General features: G+C 59.7%; 15 protein-coding genes. 9 read left to right on the forward strand and 6 right to left on the reverse strand.

Annotated elements, in window-relative coordinates; all coding sequences use genetic code 11:
- The 3 genes from ABIQ96_RS20150 to ABIQ96_RS20160 form a co-directional block, all read left to right on the forward strand.
- Positions 1-512, forward strand: a 512-nt coding sequence (locus tag ABIQ96_RS20150; protein WP_348216433.1) for an SIMPL domain-containing protein, incomplete at its 5' end; no start/stop codon positions are given.
- A gap of 20 nt (positions 513-532) precedes the next feature.
- Complete coding sequence (locus tag ABIQ96_RS20155) at positions 533-1,231, forward strand: hypothetical protein (protein WP_348216434.1); 699 nt, start codon at positions 533-535, stop codon at positions 1,229-1,231.
- A gap of 60 nt (positions 1,232-1,291) precedes the next feature.
- Complete coding sequence (locus ABIQ96_RS20160; protein WP_348216435.1) at positions 1,292-3,064, forward strand: VanW family protein; 1,773 nt, start codon at positions 1,292-1,294, stop codon at positions 3,062-3,064.
- Between the two features lie 127 nt (positions 3,065-3,191).
- Here ABIQ96_RS20160 and argS read toward each other — a convergent pair whose 3' ends face one another.
- A complete protein-coding gene (argS, locus tag ABIQ96_RS20165) occupies positions 3,192-4,934 on the reverse strand; it encodes an arginine--tRNA ligase (RefSeq protein ID WP_348216436.1) in 1,743 nt (580 codons plus the stop codon).
- 26 nt (positions 4,935-4,960) lie between these two features.
- Positions 4,961-5,434: a PTS sugar transporter subunit IIA gene (locus ABIQ96_RS20170; RefSeq protein WP_348216437.1), complete on the reverse strand. Its 474-nt coding sequence runs from the start codon at positions 5,432-5,434 to the stop codon at positions 4,961-4,963.
- 201 nt (positions 5,435-5,635) lie between these two features.
- Between ABIQ96_RS20170 and ABIQ96_RS20175 the strand changes: the two genes are divergently transcribed.
- From ABIQ96_RS20175 to ABIQ96_RS20195, 5 genes are all read left to right on the forward strand, one after another.
- Positions 5,636-6,970 carry an ATP-dependent 6-phosphofructokinase gene (locus ABIQ96_RS20175; RefSeq protein WP_348216438.1) on the forward strand — a complete coding sequence of 445 codons (1,335 nt, stop codon included), beginning with the start codon at positions 5,636-5,638 and terminating at the stop codon, positions 6,968-6,970.
- 83 nt (positions 6,971-7,053) lie between these two features.
- On the forward strand, positions 7,054-7,614 hold the full coding sequence (gene grpE, locus ABIQ96_RS20180; RefSeq protein ID WP_348216439.1) for a nucleotide exchange factor GrpE: 561 nt from the start codon (positions 7,054-7,056) through the stop codon (positions 7,612-7,614).
- A 5-nt stretch (positions 7,615-7,619) separates the two neighbouring features.
- On the forward strand, positions 7,620-8,762 hold the full coding sequence (gene dnaJ, locus ABIQ96_RS20185) for a molecular chaperone DnaJ (protein WP_348216440.1): 1,143 nt from the start codon (positions 7,620-7,622) through the stop codon (positions 8,760-8,762).
- Positions 8,763-8,857: 95 nt separating this feature from the next.
- A complete protein-coding gene (locus ABIQ96_RS20190) occupies positions 8,858-9,577 on the forward strand; it encodes a 16S rRNA (uracil(1498)-N(3))-methyltransferase (RefSeq protein ID WP_348216441.1) in 720 nt (239 codons plus the stop codon).
- 98 nt (positions 9,578-9,675) lie between these two features.
- Positions 9,676-11,574 (forward strand): hypothetical protein, encoded by a 1,899-nt coding sequence (locus ABIQ96_RS20195; protein WP_348216442.1) that lies wholly within the window; start codon positions 9,676-9,678, stop codon positions 11,572-11,574.
- On the opposite strand, the gene mazG is transcribed toward ABIQ96_RS20195, so the two are convergent.
- Positions 11,575-12,390, reverse strand: coding sequence for a nucleoside triphosphate pyrophosphohydrolase (gene mazG / locus ABIQ96_RS20200; RefSeq protein ID WP_348216443.1), 816 nt, complete (start codon positions 12,388-12,390; stop codon positions 11,575-11,577).
- A 5-nt stretch (positions 12,391-12,395) separates the two neighbouring features.
- Entirely contained in the window at positions 12,396-13,268 is an 873-nt protein-coding gene (locus ABIQ96_RS20205) for a rhomboid family intramembrane serine protease (RefSeq protein ID WP_348216444.1), read from the reverse strand.
- 573 nt (positions 13,269-13,841) lie between these two features.
- On the opposite strand from ABIQ96_RS20205, the gene ABIQ96_RS20210 reads away from it, so the two are divergent.
- A complete protein-coding gene (locus tag ABIQ96_RS20210) occupies positions 13,842-17,207 on the forward strand; it encodes a DEAD/DEAH box helicase (protein ID WP_348216445.1) in 3,366 nt (1,121 codons plus the stop codon).
- A 140-nt stretch (positions 17,208-17,347) separates the two neighbouring features.
- On the opposite strand, the gene tal is transcribed toward ABIQ96_RS20210, so the two are convergent.
- Positions 17,348-18,307, reverse strand: a complete 960-nt coding sequence (gene tal, locus ABIQ96_RS20215; protein WP_348216446.1) for a transaldolase — start codon at positions 18,305-18,307, stop codon at positions 17,348-17,350.
- A 182-nt stretch (positions 18,308-18,489) separates the two neighbouring features.
- Positions 18,490-19,341 carry a sugar phosphate isomerase/epimerase family protein gene (locus ABIQ96_RS20220; RefSeq protein ID WP_348216447.1) on the reverse strand — a complete coding sequence of 284 codons (852 nt, stop codon included), beginning with the start codon at positions 19,339-19,341 and terminating at the stop codon, positions 18,490-18,492.
- Positions 19,342-19,363: the final 22 nt, after the last annotated feature.

Genomic DNA, 19,363 nt, shown 5'->3' on the forward strand with positions numbered 1-19,363 from the left:
AAGCCCAGGGCATCAAGCCGGACGACATCAAGACCCAGTCCGCCAGCATCACCGAGGAGTTCGAGATGGTGCGTGAGGACAAGGTGCTTCCCGGCACCACCGTGCCCCTGCGGACGGAAACCCGCAAGTCCGCCGGCTTCCGCGCCATGCAGGTGGTATCCGTGAGTTCTTCTAACGTGCCGCAGATTGAGAAGGCCTCGCGCGAGATCACTTCGCTGCTGGAACAGGGCGTCTTCGTGACCTCCAATGCGCCGAACTATTACTATACCCGCCTCGGCGAACTCAAGCTGGAGATGCTGGCAGAGGCCGCCAAGGATGCCCGCAACCGCGCGGAGAACATCCTGCGCTCGGCTGGCAATACCGGCATCGGACCGCTCGTGGATTCCTCGATGGGAATCATCAATATCAACCCGGCCAACTCCACCGAGACCTCCAACGAGGGCAACAACGACACCTCATCCTACGAGAAGGATATTATCACCATCATCCGTGCCGAGTACAAGGTCAATTGACAGGTCACCTGCTTGAACCAATGAAAACCATCACGCTCATCATCACATCTCTCTTCGCCAATGCCACGCTCGTCCTCGCTGATGGCATTCCGGTGAACCACAAAACCGGTGAAGTTACCATTGCACACACCATCGTCTCGCTCACGGCGGAGCAGATCGAGGAAACCCAGACGCTCGGCACTTTCACCCTCACTCCGGAGCAGTGGCGCGAAATCCGCGCGAAGTCGCCGCAGTGTCCGAAGCGATACAACAACATTCTTCCAGTGACATGGAATGACTGCACCTGCGGCGTGGAAGATGGATACGTCATTGCACTGTCCCGGGATCGCATCGCCGTGTTGCATGACGGAGATTCCGTCATCAGCGTCGAATCCGTCCGCTACGAGCTATTCAAAGACCGACGCGTCACCACACTCCGCATGAATGAAAGCGGGGAGTTTCATCTTGGAGGAACACGGGTTCCTTTCCCCACGCTGCTCAAAGCGTTTGCCGTGCCGCCTGAAGGAGCAAAGCGCGACGAACATGGAAAACTCCAGGTGACTGTCAGCGAATATGGGAGCGTGTATCAGTGTTTACGTGGTCTGGATGTGGAGTTGCCAATGGGAGCGAAGCCGTCGGATGCCGTTTTTGCATCACGCCTCAAGCAAATCGCCGCCGCGGCGGATCAAATGGGCTTTTGGGTGCTTTTCTCGGAAAAGGAGAGCGCTTCAGATGAATGAATCCCAATGAATGAGGGATCATTTTTTCCGTCTCAGGACACGCGCCGAACTCAAGCCACCATGGACCAACACACACCCGATCGCGAAACGCCCCACCGCTGGCAGGCCATCGCGTTTCATGTGAAAACCCGCTTGTTTCAACTGCGGCGGGGCTTCGCCGAATTCGGCAAACGTCCCGCAGCATACGGCAAGGCACAGGCGCTGATAGATGCTCCGGTGGTCGCCGAGAAACGTGGGCCATTGTGGCGGGAGGTGAGCCCGGGGGAGTTTGATCTAACTGCTGGAAAGGTCGAGAACCTGCGCATCGCCGCCCGCGCGTTTCACGGCCTGGAAATCCCTTCGGGCGGAGTGATTAGCTTCTGGCGGCAGCTCGGACGGACCACCCGGCGCAAAGGTTACCATTCCGGACGCGAACTGCGCGAAGGCTGCATCGTCCCTGCCATCGGTGGCGGACTCTGCCAGCTCAGCGGCCTGCTCTATCAGGCAGCGCTTGAAGCAGGCCTCGAAATCATCGAACGCCACGGCCACTCGCGCGTGGTTCCGGGTTCCCAGGCCGAACAGGATCTGGATGCCACGGTTTTCTGGAACTATGTGGATCTGCGCTTCCGCAGCCAACTGCCATGGCGCATCGAAACGGAACTTACCGCAACCGAACTGGTGGTTCGTATCCGGGCGATTTCCGGTTCTCAGCAACCGGAGACACCTGTGCCCTTGCCGTTTTCCGCGCCTCGCGCGCTGCCCTCCGGTGATTGCCTTTCCTGCGGCATGACCGGGTGTTTCCGCCACCCGTCCGCAGTAAACGAAAACGTTCCGGCGCTGGGGCATTCCGTATTTTTGTTAGACGCGCACTGGCCTGAGTTCGATCGTTGGTGCGCGGAACACTCGCGACCCGGAGACCGGTGGTTCACACCCATGGACGGCCGTAAGTGGCACAAGCCGAACTACCAGTGGTCCGCGCCAGTTGGCCTTGTGGTGCGTCACGCCACGCTTGCCGCGCTGCGGCGTTCATGGAGCCAGCGCCGGCTGCCCGCCCAAGGAGCCCGCAGGCAAAAGGTCCTGATCCAGGGCGAGGCGGAAATCGCGCGGACTTACGCGTCGATGCTCGATCCCAAATGCCGTCATGTGGTGATTTCCCAGAATCTCCTGCCGCATATTTGGCGGCTCGGCGTGCTGGGTGGCCGGAGTTTCGATGTATTGTTAGAACGCTGGCCGATGGAGGAACTGCAACGGCGGCTCGACCAGGCAAGGGTCGCACATCCGCAATCCACCACATTGGGCGACTTCCGCGCCGATGAGGATTTGCTGCGTGCCGAGCGGGAGGCTCTCGCCGCCGCCGGACGCCTGATCACGCCGCACCTGGCGCTGGCGGCCCATTTCGGCGCGCGCGCCTGGTTGATCCCATGGGAAATGCCTGACCCGATGCCCCGCTTCGCTGTCGCGGGAAAGCCTTCGTTGCTTTTCCCCGCGTCCAAGCTCGGCCGCAAAGGCGCCTTCGAACTGGCAGCCGCGCTGAAGTCCGGCATTGACGCGGAACTGCGCTTCCTCGGAGCGGCCGATGAAGGAGCCGCCGACCCCTTTGTGGGACTGGATTGCTGTCGCGGCAAGGCGAGCGACCTCGCATCGGCATCGGCCTTGGTTCTTCCCGCGTGGATCGAACACCAACCCCGTCTCGCGCTGCTCGCGCTTTCCAGCGGTGTTCCGGTGATCGCCACCGAGGCTTGCGGTCTGCCACCTCATGATATGTTGCACGTGATCGCCTCGCCGGATGCCGCCGCACTTGCAGCCGTGATCCGTTCCGTCTTGCGCCCCTCTCTGTCAACATGCGTTGCCTGACTCCGCGCACGCTCCTGTCAGTGGTTTCGGATCAATCGCTTGGCCGCGACAGGATCATCAAGGGCGATGCAATCCGCAATCTGTCCCAGATCTTCGAGAGCTGTTTCGGTCTCTACGGGGCTGCGCGTTACATCCGCTCCGGAACTTCGATTCCTAGCAGACCCAGGCCTGTTTTCAAGGTCCGGGAGGTGAGGTCGCAGAGTGCCAGACGGCTGGAGCGGATCGGTTCGTCCGCTTTCAGCACCGGGCAGGCCTCGAAGAACGAGTGGAACGCGCGGGCCAGTTCCAGCACATAGTTGGCCAGCAGATTGGGACGGAAATCATCGAGGATGGTCGGCAAAATTTCACCGAAGCGCACCAGCAGGCGCACCAGGTGGATTTCCGCGTCTTCGTTGAGATGGATTTCCGCCGTGGTGGCATCGAACGGGCCGTCGAGTTTGCGGAAAATCGAGCGGATCCGGACGTGCGAGTATTGCAGATAGGGAGCAGTGTCGCCTTGCAGCGCGAGCATCCGGTCCCATGAGAAAACATAGTCGGTTAGGCGGCCTTGCGAGAGCTCGGCGAATTTCACCGCGCCGATGCCGACGGTTTCCGCGATCTGCGCGGCCTCCTCGCCTTGCAGATCCGGGTTCTTCTCGGCGATGGCTTTCGCGGCGCGCTCGACAGCTTCTGCCAAGACTTCGACGAGGCCGACGTTTTCGCCGGAACGCGTGCGCATCAGCTTGCGGTCGTCACCGAGGATAGAGCCGAAGCTGATGTGTTGGAAATCGCCGGTTTTCCCCCAACGCGCGGCGGCGTCGAAGAGCTGGCGGAAATGGAGTTGCTGCGGCACGCCGACGACATACCAGACGTGGTCGGCCTTCCACTCGTCGATGCGGTATTGGATCGTCGCGAGATCGCTGGTCGCATAGAGATAGCCGCCGTCAGCCTTGCGAATGATCGCGGGATTGTCGGTCCAGCCGTCTTCCTTGTGGACGAGGAACGGATCGGCCTCCTTCGGCTTTTCGCCATCAGAGAAGACGCAGATCGCGCCGTTGCTCTCGCGGGCGATGCCTTTTTCCAAGAACTCCTCGACGGTGCCGGCGAGGCGGTCGTTGTAGAAACTCTCGCCGTGCCAGTAGTCGAACTTCACATCGAGGCGGTCGTAGATTTTCTGCAATCCAGCTTTTGAAACGTCGATGCACTTCTGCCAGATCGCGAGATTGGCCGGGTCGCCGGCTTGGAGCTTCACAAGCTCCGCCTTGCAGGCGTCGAGGATGCCTTCGTCTTCCTTGAGCGCGTTGACCTTCCGATAGATGCGGACCAGTTCCGCGATTGGATCGGCAGTTAGAGCAGCTTCGTCGAGGAAATGATTCCAGCCGTAGATGATCATCCCGAACTGCGTGCCCCAGTCGCCGATGTGGTTGTCCGCGATGACGTTGAAGCCGAGAAACCGCGCGATGCGGGCCAGCGAATCGCCGATGATCGTCGAGCGGATGTGGCCGACGTGCATCGGTTTCGCGACGTTCGGCGCGGAGAAATCGACGACCACGGTTTTGCCCGCGCCGGTGGCGGGGACGCCGAGGCGTTCGTCGCGGATCAACGCTGCGGCACGCGCGGCGTAGGCGGTGGGAAGGATGCGGAAATTGATGAATCCCGGACCGGCGATATCGGCGGTGGCGAGATCAGTTAGTTCGAGATGATCGATGATTTCCTGAGCCAGCGCGCGCGGATTTTTCTTCTGCTGTTTCGCTAGCACCATCGCCGCATTCGACTGATAGTCGCCGAACCGAAGATCCGCGGCGGTCGTCACGGAGGCGGTGGCGGGCTCGCCGAGCGTCGCGGTTAGAGCGGCGGCGAGACGGGATTCAAGTTCCTGGAGAAGCGTCATAAAAAAGTCGGTGAAAACCGGCGGGATCAAGCGCCCACGCGGGACGGCTTGGATTCGAAGATGGCGGAAATATCCTCAAGCGTCGCGGCGCTGCCGAGCTGGCGGAGAACCTCGCAGTTGGTGAACATTTTCGCGATGGCCGCCAGCGTCCGCAGATGCAGGTGGTAGTCCTTCCGCGGGACGATGAAGAGGACGATGAAATGGACCGGAGCGTTGTCGAGCGCGGCGAAATCGATGCCGCCCTTGGACCGCCCGAAGACCGCGATGACATGATCGAGATGATCGGAAAACGCGTGGGGAATGGCGACGCCCGAGCCGATGCCGGTGCTGACTTGTTCTTCGCGCGCTTTGAAGGCAGCGAGCATTTCATCGTGCTGATCGGTGGGAAGCTGGCCGGCCTCCACCAGATGCTCGACCAATTCGACGATGGCAGGCCAATGCTCCACCGCCTTCATATCGAGGATGATCTGGTCGCGATTGAGCAGCTTGGCCAACTTCATAAAGCAAGATACACGGATGCAAATAAATGCAGTGGGGGCGAGTGGTTACGGTGATCACATCGTGATGGCAAGCGGATTTCACCACCCCGGAAGAGGCTGAATTGGTTGGATGGTCCACGAAATCGTCATTTTATCCCCATTTTCCCGTCCATCCACACTCTTCCATGATTAGCACGCCGATTGCTAACCGCACCTGAAACCATGTCCACGACGCCTCCCGCCTACGGAAATCTCACGATCAGCAACCTGGGTCCACGCTTGTTTCATTCCCCGACACTCAAGCGCGGCTACTCCCCGGAAGGCCCTGCCTGGCATTCAGATGGCGACCGAATTCTGCTCAACGACCACCTCAGCGTCATCGAGCATGCCTTGAAATATCACACCCCGCTGAAATCCATCGAGCTGGCCGGCCCCCGCCGCGAGATATTCTTCGACCCCGCCAAGTCGGCCTGCGCCATCGTCACCTGCGGCGGTCTTTGCCCGGGGCTCAACGACGTCATCCGCGCCATCGTGATGCAGGCCCGCTATGGCTATGGGGTCAAACGCATCCTCGGCATCCGTTACGGCTACGAAGGACTCAACCCCGCCTACGGCCACGAACCGATGGAACTCACGCCGCGGTCTGTTAGCAACATCCATCATTTCGGAGGCACGATGCTCGGGTCTTCCCGTGGCAAACAGGAAGCCGCCGTGATGGCGGACCGGATTCAGGAACTCGGCGTGAACATGGTTTTCGTGATCGGCGGAGATGGTTCGCAGCGCGGGGCGAACGCGCTGAATCAGGAATTTGAAAAACGCCAGAGCCCCATTTCCGTCATCGGTGTGCCGAAAACCATCGATAACGACCTGCTCTACATGGATCGCAGTTTCGGCTATCACACCGCGTTCGCCTCCGCGTTCCAAGCCGTCACCTCCGCCCACACCGAGGCCGCCGGCGCGCGCAACGGCGTGGGATTGGTGAAATTGATGGGACGCGACTCCGGTTTCATCGCCTGCTCCGCCGCTCTGGCCACCGGCGAGGCGAATTTCGTGCTGATCCCGGAAGTGCCTTTTCAATTGGACGGTGAAACCGGCCTGTTCGCGATGTTGGAAAAACGCCTTGCCGAGCGCGGCCACGCCGTCGTGATCGTGGCCGAGGGGGCAGGGCAGGACTTGTTCGACGCGGGGGCTCTCGGCACCGATGCCTCGGGAAATCAGCGCTACGGCGACATTGGTACCTTTCTCAAGGATCGCTTTTCGGCGCATTTCAAATCGAAAAACACCGAGCTTAATCTCAAATACATCGACCCCAGTTACATCATCCGTAGCGTGCCGGCCGCTCCAGAGGACCGCGTTTTCTGCAGCAATCTCGGACGCCACGCCGTCCACGCCGCGATGGCGGGCAAGACCGGGATGGTCGTCGCACGCTGGCACCAACGCTTCGTCCACCTGCCGATGGACCTCGTCACCAGCGGCCGCCGCAAGGTGGATCCGGCAGGCGACCTCTGGCGCTCGGTCCTCGAATCCACCGGCCAGCCCGCGAAAATGGGAACCTGAGACCCGATCCGCGGCGCGGCATTTCGACTTTCGGTGTGCCAAGTGGGTTGACGCTCGCCCCGATGCGATTACACCTATCCGCCATGCAAGCCGACAACGATCCAAACCAAGCGCATGAAATCCCGGTGGACACCACCGCGGTGGACCCGATTTCCGATGCCCCAGCCGCCGAAGCCACCACGCTCGACCCGTGGGAAGAACTCGAGGCCGAGGCCGCGAAATGGAAGGAAATTTCCCTGCGCACCGCCGCCGAGATGGAAAATCTCCGCAAACGCACCACCCGCGACCGCGAGGACGCCATCCGTTATGCGAATCAACGTCTGCTCGAAGAACTCATTCCGGTCATCGACAATTTCGAAATGGGCATGCAGGCCGCCTCGCAGGACACCAAGTCGATGATCTACATCGGCATGGACATGGTTCGCCGCCAGCTCAACGAATTTCTCTCCTCCCAAGGTGTTGAGGAAATCCCGACCACCGGCAAGTTCGACCCGAATCTCCACGACGCCGTCGCCCAAGAGGAATGTGCCACCGGCGAGGAAGGCCGCATTCTCAAGGTCACCCGCCGTGGTTTCAAATTGCGCGACCGTTTGCTCCGTCCCGCCAGCGTCGTTGTCTCCACAGTCCCAACTGCCGCGGAATAATTTTCATGTCAGCCAAACGCGATTACTACGAAATCCTCGGCGTCTTGAAGGACGCCTCCGCAGATGAAATCAAAAAGGCCTACCGCAAGCTCGCGGTGAAGTTCCACCCGGACAAAAACCCGGGCGATCACACGGCCGAGGATAAATTCAAGGAACTCGGCGAAGCCTACGAGGCCCTCAGCGATGCCGACAAGCGCGCAGCCTACGACCGCTACGGTCACGCGGCGTTTTCCGGTGGTGGCGGCGGACGCCCGAGCGGCGGCGGGTTCCACGATCCGATGGACCTTTTCTCTCAAGTCTTCGGCGGCGCTTTCGGCGGCGGATTCGAGGAGTTTTTCGGTGGCGGCGGTTCACGTCGTGGCTCCGGCAAACAAAAAGGCAGCGATCTTCGCTACGACCTCGAAATTTCCCTCGAAGAAGCCGCTCGCGGCGTTGAGAAGGAACTTGAAATCGAGCGCTACGTCCCATGCGAACCCTGCGGCGCGAAAGGCACCAAAGGCTCCGGCGGCGTCAAAGCCTGCTCGACCTGTGGCGGCCGCGGTGTTGTCGCGCGACAAGCCGGGATTTTCATTCAGCAAACCACCTGTCCGGAATGCCGCGGAGCAGGGGAAACGATTTCCGACCCGTGCACGAGCTGCAAGGGTGACGGTCGCGTCCAGCGTGACAGCCGGATCAAGCTCCGCATCCCGGCCGGCGTCGATACCGGCACGCGTCTGCGTTCTTCGGGAAATGGCGATTCCGGCGTCCGTGGCGGCGCTGCGGGCGATCTCTACGTTTTCCTCCACGTCCGCGATCACGACATCTTCGAGCGCGACGATTCGGATCTCTTCTGCTCCGTGCCGCTGCCGTTTTCCGTCGCGGCGCTCGGTGGCGAGCTCAAGGTCCCGTCACTCGACGGCCAATCCTCGATCAAAATCCCAGTCGGCACCCAAGGCGGCACCGTTTTCCGCCTTCGCGAAAAAGGCATGCCCGCACTTTCCGGTGGCCGTCGCGGCGACCTCAACGTCACCGTGCAAGTGGAGGTTCCGACCAAGCTCAACGGCGACCAACAGGAAAAACTCCGGGCGTTCTCCGAATCCATCGGAGAGCACAACTCCCCGATGCAGGAAGGATTTTTCCAAAAGGCGAAGCGGTTTTTTGATCTGTAAAAAAGACCCAAGACACAAGACGCGAAGACATAAGATCAGACCCACCCTCTTCTCTTTTCTTGCGTCTTACGTCTTGTTGTCTTGAGTCTATTCCCATGGCTCGCTTCTATCTCCCGCCAAACGCTTGGCTCGCCGAGCCAGCTCTCATCGGCGACGAAGCGCGCCATCTGTCGCAAGTCCTGCGGATGAAGCCCGGCGACTCGGTCATCGTCTTCGACGGCCACGGTCGCCGCGCTTCGGCGGAAATTCTCGCAGTTTCCCGCGACCGCGTGGCTTTGAAGCTTGGAGAAATCCTCCCGTCCCGCGCGCCGCTGCCCGCCATCACGCTGGCTCAGGCGATCCCGAAGGGGAAAAACATGGACCTCATCGTCCAGAAATCCGTCGAACTTGGCATCGCCGCCATCCAGCCGCTCGTCACCCGTTACACCGTCGTCCAGCCGGGCGATGGCAAGTCCGAGAAATGGCGGCGAAACGCACTCGAAGCCTGCAAGCAATGCGGCCAAGACACGCTCCCGGAAATCGCCGAGCCGTTGTCGTTTGAAAAATGGATCGTTTCCCAAGCGGAAACACCCGGTTTGAAGCTCATCGCCTCACTCGCACCGGGAGCCCGTCCATTCCGGGAAGTTTTAAAAGATTATCCGGATACTACCCAGGCCACCCTGCTTGTCGGTCCGGAAGGGGATTTCTCGACTGAGGAAACAGCTTCCGCCATCGCTGCTGGATTTCTGCCAATCTCCTTGGGCTCCATCGTGTTGCGTGTCGAGACTGCCACGCTTTTTTGCCTGTCTGCCCTCCGATACGAGTTTGATCGCTGAGGGTGCGACAACTGAAACTCTAAAAAGTTCAATCAAAGTATTGATTAAATTTAGCAAAAGTTTAAAATCGGGCCATCATGAAGATGAACTGGTTTCAAATGGCTGCCTGTGCAGTCGTGAGTTTCCCCTGCCTTGCGCAGGCTTGGGAACCTGGGACCTATCCGGCGGGATCAGCCCGGATGGAAACCGGCGGTTTTTCCGTCGATAATCAGGATCGGAACGACGTGGTGGCCTTCTGGCACGCGGTTTATGAGGCTTCGGAAGGTTATCAGGAGCGCATCAAGTGGAATGGAAATTACACTGGCGATAGCGGAAATGTTTCCGCCGTCTTTGTCGATGATGTGGAGCGCCGGCTCAACTATTTCCGGGCGATGTGTGGTCTCAATTCCCACGGCAAAGTGAATTCGGGATCCACGGTCATCATCGATCCTGTGGACCCGTTCAAGCCCGCTCCATCCACCAAGAAATCCGTGGCCGCTCAGAACGCCGCGTTGATGCTGGTCCGGAATTACAATCCCGGCACCGGCGTCGATCCCGCGCTCACCCACCATCCCGAACCCGGGCTAACAGGATGGTCCACGGTCTCGTGGAACGCCTGCTCGAAAAGCAATTTCGCCTTCGGCCTCTACGGCCCCGGCGCGATCACCGAATACATGATCGAGAAGATCTCCAACGGCTCGGCGACATCGTCATGGAACAGCCTGGTCGGCCATCGCCGCTGGTGCCTCTATCCGCGGGCGACCGATTTTGCGACCGGCGATCAGCCGGGAAGCTCGGCCACCCGTCCGCCATCCAACATTTTCTACGTGATTCAAAACGATCACGAACTCGACGACACAGCGCCTGTGGGATTCGTGGCGTTTCCATCGCCCGGATTTTTTCCGGCCGCGCTCAACACGCCTTTTTGGTCGCTCAGCCGTGAGGATGCCGACTTCACCTTCGCCACGGTGAAAATGAGCGATTCGAAAGGCAATCCGGTTCCCGTTAGCAACATCAGCCGGAGTGACGAATACGGCGATCCGGCGATCATCTGGCAGGTCAGCGACACCGTCGGAGCCAGCTCGGTTTACGACGACACGATCTACAACGTGAAGGTGAGCGGCATTGGCGGCGACGGCATTCCCGCCAGCTACAGCTACTCGGTCACGCTGATCAATCCGGACCGCATCCTTTCCAACCAGAAGCTGTCCGGACCCGCCACCATGAAATCCAACGCCTCCGGCGCGTTCACTCTAACTCCTCCGCCGCGGGCCGAGGCGCTGCAGGTCGTCGCCCTCAAAAAGCAATCGTCGTCGTGGACCGAAGATGCGGAAAATTCGAAGAACACCAAGGTGATCGACGGCACCGGCGACAACTATCCGCTGCTGGCGAAGATGGCGTCCTATTCGGGATTCGGCCCAATCTCCGGGGCCTACTCGTTCCACCTCACGTTCTCCACATCCTACGACGCGATCCTGCGGGGGGTTCCCGAGCAGACGTTCGAGCTCGACCGCGAGATCATCGCGAAGACCGGCGCGAAACTGAACTTCACCTACCGCCGCGGTTACATGACCCGCGGCACTTCGCTCTCTATCGAAAAAACCGGTAACGGCGGACTGACTTGGAAACCGCTCGGCGCTCCCATTAAAGGAGTTTCCGACACGACGGTGGACACCTCCATTTCCTCGGCAAGCATCAGCCTGCCCAAGTCGTCCACGCCGGTTCGCATCCGTTTCCGTTATTTCACCACCGGCGGATCGATCTATACGCATGAAGCCACGCCGACGTTTCCCACAGGAATTTTCATCGACGACATCAAGACAACCGGCTGCGACTGGCTGGAGCCGACGAAGGTGAATTTCCTGCCGGCAACCGCCACCACTTTCCAATTCGACTCTACGAAAGCCGGGGGAAAACTCGTGGCCGGCGAAGGCTGGATGCTCGCCTTGCGCACCAAGCTCGGCGGCAAGTGGTTTCCTAACGGGCCGGTGAAACCGGTTGCCATCGTCGCTCCGTGATCAGCGGGCCTTGTGCTGTTTCGCACTCTCCCACGCGTCCTCCATCTGGTCGGCGCTGGCGGCTTCCAGGGTGAGGTTCTCGGATTTGAGGATACGTTCCATTTCACCGAAGCGGTTCTCGAATTTATTGTTAGCCGCCGTCATCAGGACTTCCGGATCGATCTTGCGGAAGCGGGCGAGGTTCACCACGGAAAATAACAGGTCGCCAAGCTCCTCGGAAACCGCGTCGAGATCCTGCGAGTCCACCGCGGATTGGAGTTCGAGAAGTTCCTCGCGGATCTTGGAAATCACACCGATTTCCACCGGCCAGTCGAAGCCGACCTTCGCCGCTTTTTTCTGAAGCTTGGAAGCGCGGATCAATCCGGGAAGCCCTTTTCCCACGCCGTGCAGATAGGGTTTTTCCTCGTCGCCTTTTTCGCCGCGCTTGATCGCGTCCCACTGCTGGAGAACGGCGTCCGAATCGGCGGCATCGCTCTCGCCAAAGACGTGCGGATGGCGGCGGACGAGCTTGTCACTGATCCCGCGGGCCACGTCATCGAGATTGAAACGCCCGGCTTCCTCGGCCATCTCACTGTGGAAAACGACCTGCAGCAGCAAGTCGCCGAGCTCTTCCTTGAGATGCTCGTGATCGCCTCGCTGGATGGTGTCCACTGTTTCGTAGGCTTCCTCGATGAGGTTCGGCACGATGGATTCATGCGTCTGCTCCGCATCCCAGGGACAACCGCCGGGTGCCCGCAGCCGGTGCATGATCGCTCGTAGTCTGGCAAGTTGTTTGCCGGCTTCCTCACACTCGATCATTTGCGCGTCGGTCATCATGCGGACTATTTGGAATTGGAGGCTTTCTGAAGAAAATCGCGTTCCTCCTGGGTGAGGCTTTGGAAGCCCTCGCGGGAAATCTTGTCGAGAATTTTGTCCACCGCGGTGTCCTGATCTTTTTCCAGATCCGAACGCGGCCGCAGCTTGGATAATGGCTTGGGGGCAACCACTTTGGGCCGGATGATTTCGACCTCGCGGTTAGATCCCAGAATCCAAGGATAGCGCACGAGGAAAAATCCGAGAATGGCACCACCAAGGTGGCCTGCCTGACCTCCTTCATTACTAACCAGTCCGAAGAGATCGATGTGGAAATACCCAAGCAGAATGGTTCCTACGGCAATCCCCATCAGCCACATCGCAAGCTGACGCATGGAAAGTTCCACCGGTGGGATCAAGAGCCTAACCCTCAGTTCCGGCGCGGTGAGCGCGACCCCGATTAGGATTCCATAAATCCCAGCGGATGCCCCCACCAGCGGTGTGTAAGGGCTATCTCCCGGAAGCGCCCCCGCCAACATCAGGAGAGAATAAAACACTCCACCCGCCGCACCACAGAGCAGATAGAAGATCAGGAATTTTTTCCCGCCCCACCAGCGTTCCATCCAAGGCCCGAAAAAAAACAGGGCGAGGCAGTTGAAAAACACGTGTCCCGCGCTGCCATGCAGGAATTGGAAGGTTACAAACTGCCAGATTCTTCCTTCAAATACTGCGGACTGAATGGTGAAGGCCCCGAAATGTCGGAACGGTTTTGAATCGGATTCAATGAAATAGATCCCGATGTTCAGAATCAGCAGCCATTTCACCACGGGAGTGAGCTGCGCGAAAAATCCCGAGGGCTCGCGGCGGTCGTTACGTTGATAATCTCGATCTGCGATTCCCATCTGCCCACGGGTTAGCACGTCATCACCGGGTCCGCAAGGCCGGGTGAAAATACTGTCACTCGGAATGGATTCACCGGCAGAGGTTTTTCCGGTTGGTTGCGGCCGTTGGTTCGCTCACGGGGCGGCTGCCGCTTCACGTCTTTACGGGCTTGAGGCGGCAGCGGCTCGAGCAAACCCTCCCGTCAGGACTGGAGCCGGATGCCGGACTGGAAAAAAGGTGAAATTTCATGAAACAAAACCGCGCTCCGGAGCGTTTATATCTATGTTGCTGATGTGAAGCATTTATGGGTGGCCACCGTTTCGCGCCAAGCTTGATTCAAGCGGCTCGGGACGACGGCGGCCCACCACAATTTACCAAAGGCGGCGGGGTGATTCCCGCCGCCTTTTCCTTTTCCCCTGATGGTTGCGGAGTTGCAGAGCCAAGGGGATTCGCCAATAGTCCCGCCATGCCCGTTCTCCGCGCCGTTCTTTTCCCATTGCCGGGGAGTCGCGTGGCGGATCCCTCGGACGGAGCGCGATCCATCGGAATGCCTGCGTGCGATCCGGAGTGCGTTGAAGGAGATTGTCGGATTTATGGCAGTTGATCTCCAGAGAATCAGCGGGTTTCCGGGGCTTCGGGAATGGATCGCTGCCGATCATTGGCAAGGCCGTTTCGACCGATTTACCCTGCTCAAGAGCCGGCCGTATGTGACGGAAGCGGCGATCGGGAATGTCGGGATTCATCACGGGGACGCACGAGGCGCGGCCGTTGTTTTCGGGCTGGTTCAAGGTAATTCTCTGGCTCCCTATCGAACGCAGGTTTCCTTCACTCCGATAAAAAGCGGTTGGAAAATGGATTCGGTTTGTTCGTGCCCGGTTGGATTGTCCTGCAAGCACGCCGCGGCATTGCTCGCACTGGCATCCTCCCAGCTCGGTGACGAACCCAGCGGTGCGATCACTCTGATCGGACCGGAACTTCACGAATGGCTCAAGCAGATCGAGACCGCCACCAAGGCCGTCACGGTGTCTGTTAGCAAACCTCTGGCAAAATCCGACAGCCGCTTCCTCGCTTATTGCATTGAGAAACCGAGATACCGTCACGGCGCGAGCTATGATTTCGTCATGCGGGTCGGCACCCGCCAGAAGGACGGCAGCATCCAGATATCAGAATCCCGCGCCGGAGCGGATCCTTCGAAGCCGCCGAAATACATGGTCCGTGAGGATATGTTCATCACGGCGCTCTATCACCAGCGCTACCGCAGCCTGCATTTGTGGAATGACATGCCGTTCGCCGGATCAGGCTGGGAGGAAATTCTCGATGAAATCTTCCCGACCGGTCGTTTCTATTTCACCGATGGAGCCTTTCATCCGTCCGGCTACCGATCGATCACGCCGGGTCCGGTCCAAACCGTGAACGCCACCTGGGAAATGTCCGCGGATGGCAGCGCCCGCCCGGTCCTGCGTTGTGCCGATCCCGGTTTCATCATTCTCCCGACGCAGCCGCCCCGTTATCTCGATCCAGCCACGGGCCAAATGGGAGTTCTGGAAAGCGCCTTGCCCGATCATGTCCTGAGTGCGTGGCTGTCCGGTCCGCCCGTTTCAGCGAAAGAGCTTGAGGTGGTTTCGAAGCGGTTCTCGACGATCACCACCGCGGCCTTGCCGGTGCCGTTGAAAATCGAATCCGAGACCCGTGCGACATCCGACCCGCAGCCGCATCTCCGCGTTCATTCAAGATTGTTAGGAAAAATCACGGATCTGCGCAGCCACATCGTCGGCCAGATTTCCTTCCGCTATCTCGACAGTCCGTTGCTCACGCCGCTCCGCAAAGGAGCCACCCAGAACCACGTTGCAATGGTGGACGGCAAGCGCGTCGTCTGGCCGCGCAATTTCAAAGCGGAGCATCAACTGGCGTCCCGCTTCATGAAAGCAGGGTTCGTCGCTCTATCAGAAATTATCCCGGCGGCGCTGCTGGACACCGCGGGTCTTTATTCGTGCGTTCCCGCCAAGCCGCTTCCCTCGCCGCAGCTCGCGTGGATCGATCTGTTGAAAAGCCCGGAAATGGACGATCTCCGCGCTGCCGGCTGGACCATCGAGGTCGATCCCAAGGCCGGTCTAACCGCCTATGACGCGGCGGATTTTTTCCCCGAGATCGAGGCCGATCCCGACCATGGCATCGACTGGTTTCGCTTCGACATCGCCTGCGAACTCAACGGCAGCCGCGTCAGTCTCATACCTGTCATCGCCGCGGCGATCCGGATGGACCTGCCGCCCGCCGATGCGCCGGACCTCCCGGAATTCATCACCCTGCCTTGCGAAAATCCCGAGGACGGCTTCATTCGCTTTCCCGCCCGGCGGTTGATCGAAATGGTCGATCAGGTCCGCCATCTTTTCCACGGTGTTTACGGTGACGGCCCGATCCGCATCGATCGGCTCGCCGCTGCCGGAGTGGCCGATACCTTGGCCATCGACAGCTCCGCCACCAATCGGGCGTTGGCCGAACTCGGGCGCAGTCTGAAAAATATCACCTCGCTTCCTCCGGCGGAAATCCCGGCCAGCGTTCGTGCCGAGCTTCGTCCCTATCAAGCGGAGGGATTCCGCTGGCTCCGGTTTCTGGCAGACCACGGCCTGCACGGCATCCTCGCCGACGACATGGGCCTCGGGAAAACCATCCAAACGCTCGTCCATCTCGCCGCCGAACGGGAGCGAAATCCGGGACGACCCTCGCTGGTCATCGCTCCCACCTCTGTCGTTCCTAACTGGGCGGCCGAGGCGGAGAAATTCACCCCGCATCTCAAGGTGTTGACGCTCCAGGGCAAGGACCGCGCCGACGATTTCAGCCAGATCGCCCACGCCGACATCGTGCTCACGTCCTATCCGTTGCTTGCCCGCGATTTCGACCAGCTTCTCGCGCAGGACTGGCACGTCGTCGTTCTGGACGAAGCGCAATACATCAAGAACCCGAAGGCCGTGAGCGCGCAGAACGCCTGCCGGCTCAAGTCCGCCCACCGTGTTTGTCTATCAGGGACACCGATGGAAAACCACCTTGGCGAGCTCTGGAGCCTCATGCGCTTCCTGATGCCCGGTTTTCTATCAGACGAGAAAACCTTCAACACCCACCTCCGTCGTCCGATCGAAAGGGACCGCTCCAGCGACGCCCAGATCGCCCTGAACCGCCGCGTCGCGCCGCTCATCCTCCGCCGCACCAAGGATCAGGTGGCCACCGAGCTGCCGGAGAAAACCGAAATCATCCACGGCATCGATCTCACCAAGGAGCAGGCCGACCTCTACGAAACCGTCCGCGCCGCCATGGACAAGCGCGTCCGCGACGCCATCGCCGCCAAGGGTCTCGGCCAATCCCACATCATCGTCCTCGACGCCCTGCTCAAGCTCCGTCAGATCTGCTGCCACCCGCTGCTTCTCAAATCGGCGGCCGGCAAGGTCGATCACTCCGCCAAGCTCGAATATCTAACAAGCGAGCTGCTGCCCACCCTGCTTGAGGAAGGTCGCCGCATTCTTTTGTTCTCCACCTTCACCTCCATGCTCGCGCTCATCGAGGAGCACCTGATCGCGGAGAAAATTCCCTATCTGAAACTCACCGGGCAAACCCAGGACCGCGCCACCCTCGTCGCAAAATTCCAAACCGGTGAAATTCCCATTTTCCTCATCTCCCTCAAGGCCGGCGGCACCGGCCTCAATCTAACTGCCGCCGACACCGTCATTCACTATGACCCGTGGTGGAACCCCGCCGCCGAAAACCAGGCGACCGACCGTGCCCACCGTATCGGCCAGACCAAGCCCGTTTTCGTCCACAAACTCGTCTGCCGCGGCACCATTGAGGACCGCATCCTCGAACTCCAGAAGCACAAGGCCGCCCTCGTCGAAGCGCTTCTCTCCGACGAAACCAGCAAGCTCAGAATCGACGCGGAAACGCTTTCGCACCTGCTCTCGCCGTTGGATTAAGGAGGCACCACACTTTTGTGGTGCTGGCGAATGCCCGGTCCTTGAATCGCGCGAAGCGCTTCCCAAAGTCTTCCCATTCGCATCCACGACAAGAGTGTCGTGGCTCCTTATTCCGGCGGCGGATGAAACCGCCTCGAAAGTTAAATCATCCCTTCGATGAGTTTCTCCAGCTTCACGATGTCCGCTGAGAAGGCGCGGATGCCGTGGGCGGTTTTCTCGGTGGCCATGGCGTCCTCGTTGAGGAGGAAGCGGAACTGGCTCTCGTTGAGGCTGATTTTCTCGTCGCTGCTGGCGGCGGCTTCCTCGGCGGTGAGGCGGGCGGTGACCGGTTCGTCGGAGGCTTGCAGCTCGGCGAGCAGGCCGGGGCTGATGGTGAGCAGATCGCAGCCGGCGAGAGCGAGGATTTCACCCTTGTTGCGGAACGAGGCTCCCATGACCTGAGTCTTGTAGCCGAATTTCTTGTAGTAGTTGTAGATGGATTTGACGGAAATCACGCCGGGATCCTCGTCGCCTTGGTAGTCCTTGCCGGTTTCCTTCTTGTGCCAGTCGAGAATGCGGCCGACGAACGGTGAGATCAGGCGGACGCCGGCTTCGGCGCAAGCCACGGCTTGGGCGAACGAGAAAAGCAGCGTCAGGTTGCAATGAATGCCTTCCTTGGCGAGTGCCTCGGCGGCCTTGATGCCTTCCCAGGTGGAGGCGATCTTGATGAGGATCCGCTCGCGCGAGTGGCCTTCCTTTTCGTAGGCGGCGATGAGCTGATGTGCCTTGGCTATGGTGGCCGCAGTATCGAACGAGAGGCGGGCATCGACTTCGGTCGAGACCCGGCCGGGAACGATTTTCAGGATTTCGAGGCCGAAAAGGATCAGGATGCGGTCGATAATCGCTTCGGTGAGGGCCGGGCCGGTGACGCCGGTGGCCTTCATTTCGCTGACAGCCTGCTCGACGAGGTGCTTGTATTCCGGCTTGGCGGCGGCCTGGAGGATGAGCGACGGATTGGTCGTCGCGTCCTGCGGCATGTAGGTTTTCATCGACTCGAAATCGCCGGTATCGGCGACGACGGTGGTTACTTTCTTCAGTTGATCGAGTTGATTCGTACTCATGATGGAACTGACGTAGTCTCCCGACCAGCCGATGAAAAGGTGAAAAGCCCCCCCGAACGGGTCGGCGCATGAATTTCACTTCAGGCGGGGATGAATCTTCTTGGAACCCGTAATTCCGGCATCAGGAGAGTCGTCCGGTCGGGAGCGGAACCCGTCGAGAAACTTTCGTTCTTCTCAAAATTTCACCGCAGCTTCGAATACGCCCGCAGGTAGCCGACGCATTGGGCGATTTCCGGCAGGTTGGTCGTCCAGTTGTATTCGTATTCGATGCTGACATTGCCCGCGAAGCCGTGTTTCCGGACCTCGTCCAGAATGGAGGCGATGTCGATGATTCCGGTGCCGAATGGCTGGTCCCGCGACGGTTCCTGAGTTGATGTCCGGTCCTTCATGTGGAACGCATGGATTCGGGACGCGACTTTTCTAACGACTGTCAGCGGATCCAATCCGGAAGCCGCCCAATGACCAACGTCCGCGCAAAAGCCTAGATTTTCGTGACGGTTTTCAAGCGTTTTCCAAATCGTGTCGGGGTGCCACAGCGCGGTGGGTCTCGGATGGTTGTGGAAACAAACCTTGAGATCGTATTCCGCAGCCAGCTTTTCGAGAATGTCGATCGAGCCGAGCGACTCGGTGGTGATGCCGTAGAGATTGAACTTCCTCGCGAACTCGAAAATCCTGCGGGCTCCGGCTTCGTCTTTCGGAATATCGATGACCCCGCAATTCACGGCTGCAATATGATGCTTCTCTAACTGTCCAATGACGGCCTGGACCTGATCATCCGTCATGTCCGGGCCGAAAGTCGCTTTGCCATGATCTCCCCCGAGTCTCTGGCCCGGATAGACTTCGATCCCACCCGCTCCGGTGGCAGCCGCCATTTCGATGGCTTCGAAAAGAGCGAACTCCTTAAGCGACCAGCATTGCACGCAGATGGAAAATCCCGCTTCGGTGAAAGCGGGCTGAGGAACCGGAGCGCCGTTCGCCCGGAACCCCAGTAACGCGGATGCGGCGGGAAAGATCGATAGCAGGGAGCGCATCATGGATTCACCCGGGATGATGGCG

Origin of the sequence: Luteolibacter sp. (assembly GCF_039920825.1) — a bacterium.
In the GTDB taxonomy this organism is placed as follows: Bacteria; Verrucomicrobiota; Verrucomicrobiia; order Verrucomicrobiales; family Akkermansiaceae; genus Luteolibacter.

Bases quoted from the DNA above. Each gene is read 5' to 3' on its own strand.
- dnaJ (WP_348216440.1), top strand. From the start codon at position 7,620: ATGTCAGCCAAACGCGATTACTACGAAATCCTCGGCGTCTTGAAGGAC.
- tal (WP_348216446.1), bottom strand. From the start codon at position 18,307: ATGAGTACGAATCAACTCGATCAACTGAAGAAAGTAACCACCGTCGTC.
- ABIQ96_RS20160 (WP_348216435.1), top strand. From the start codon at position 1,292: ATGGACCAACACACACCCGATCGCGAAACGCCCCACCGCTGGCAGGCC.
- ABIQ96_RS20205 (WP_348216444.1), bottom strand. From the start codon at position 13,268: ATGGGAATCGCAGATCGAGATTATCAACGTAACGACCGCCGCGAGCCC.
- ABIQ96_RS20190 (WP_348216441.1), top strand. From the start codon at position 8,858: ATGGCTCGCTTCTATCTCCCGCCAAACGCTTGGCTCGCCGAGCCAGCT.
- ABIQ96_RS20220 (WP_348216447.1), bottom strand. From the start codon at position 19,341: ATGATGCGCTCCCTGCTATCGATCTTTCCCGCCGCATCCGCGTTACTG.
- grpE (WP_348216439.1), top strand. From the start codon at position 7,054: ATGCAAGCCGACAACGATCCAAACCAAGCGCATGAAATCCCGGTGGAC.
- ABIQ96_RS20210 (WP_348216445.1), top strand. From the start codon at position 13,842: ATGGCAGTTGATCTCCAGAGAATCAGCGGGTTTCCGGGGCTTCGGGAA.
- mazG (WP_348216443.1), bottom strand. From the start codon at position 12,390: ATGATGACCGACGCGCAAATGATCGAGTGTGAGGAAGCCGGCAAACAA.
- argS (WP_348216436.1), bottom strand. From the start codon at position 4,934: ATGACGCTTCTCCAGGAACTTGAATCCCGTCTCGCCGCCGCTCTAACC.
- ABIQ96_RS20175 (WP_348216438.1), top strand. From the start codon at position 5,636: ATGTCCACGACGCCTCCCGCCTACGGAAATCTCACGATCAGCAACCTG.
- ABIQ96_RS20155 (WP_348216434.1), top strand. From the start codon at position 533: ATGAAAACCATCACGCTCATCATCACATCTCTCTTCGCCAATGCCACG.
- ABIQ96_RS20170 (WP_348216437.1), bottom strand. From the start codon at position 5,434: ATGAAGTTGGCCAAGCTGCTCAATCGCGACCAGATCATCCTCGATATG.
- ABIQ96_RS20195 (WP_348216442.1), top strand. From the start codon at position 9,676: ATGGCTGCCTGTGCAGTCGTGAGTTTCCCCTGCCTTGCGCAGGCTTGG.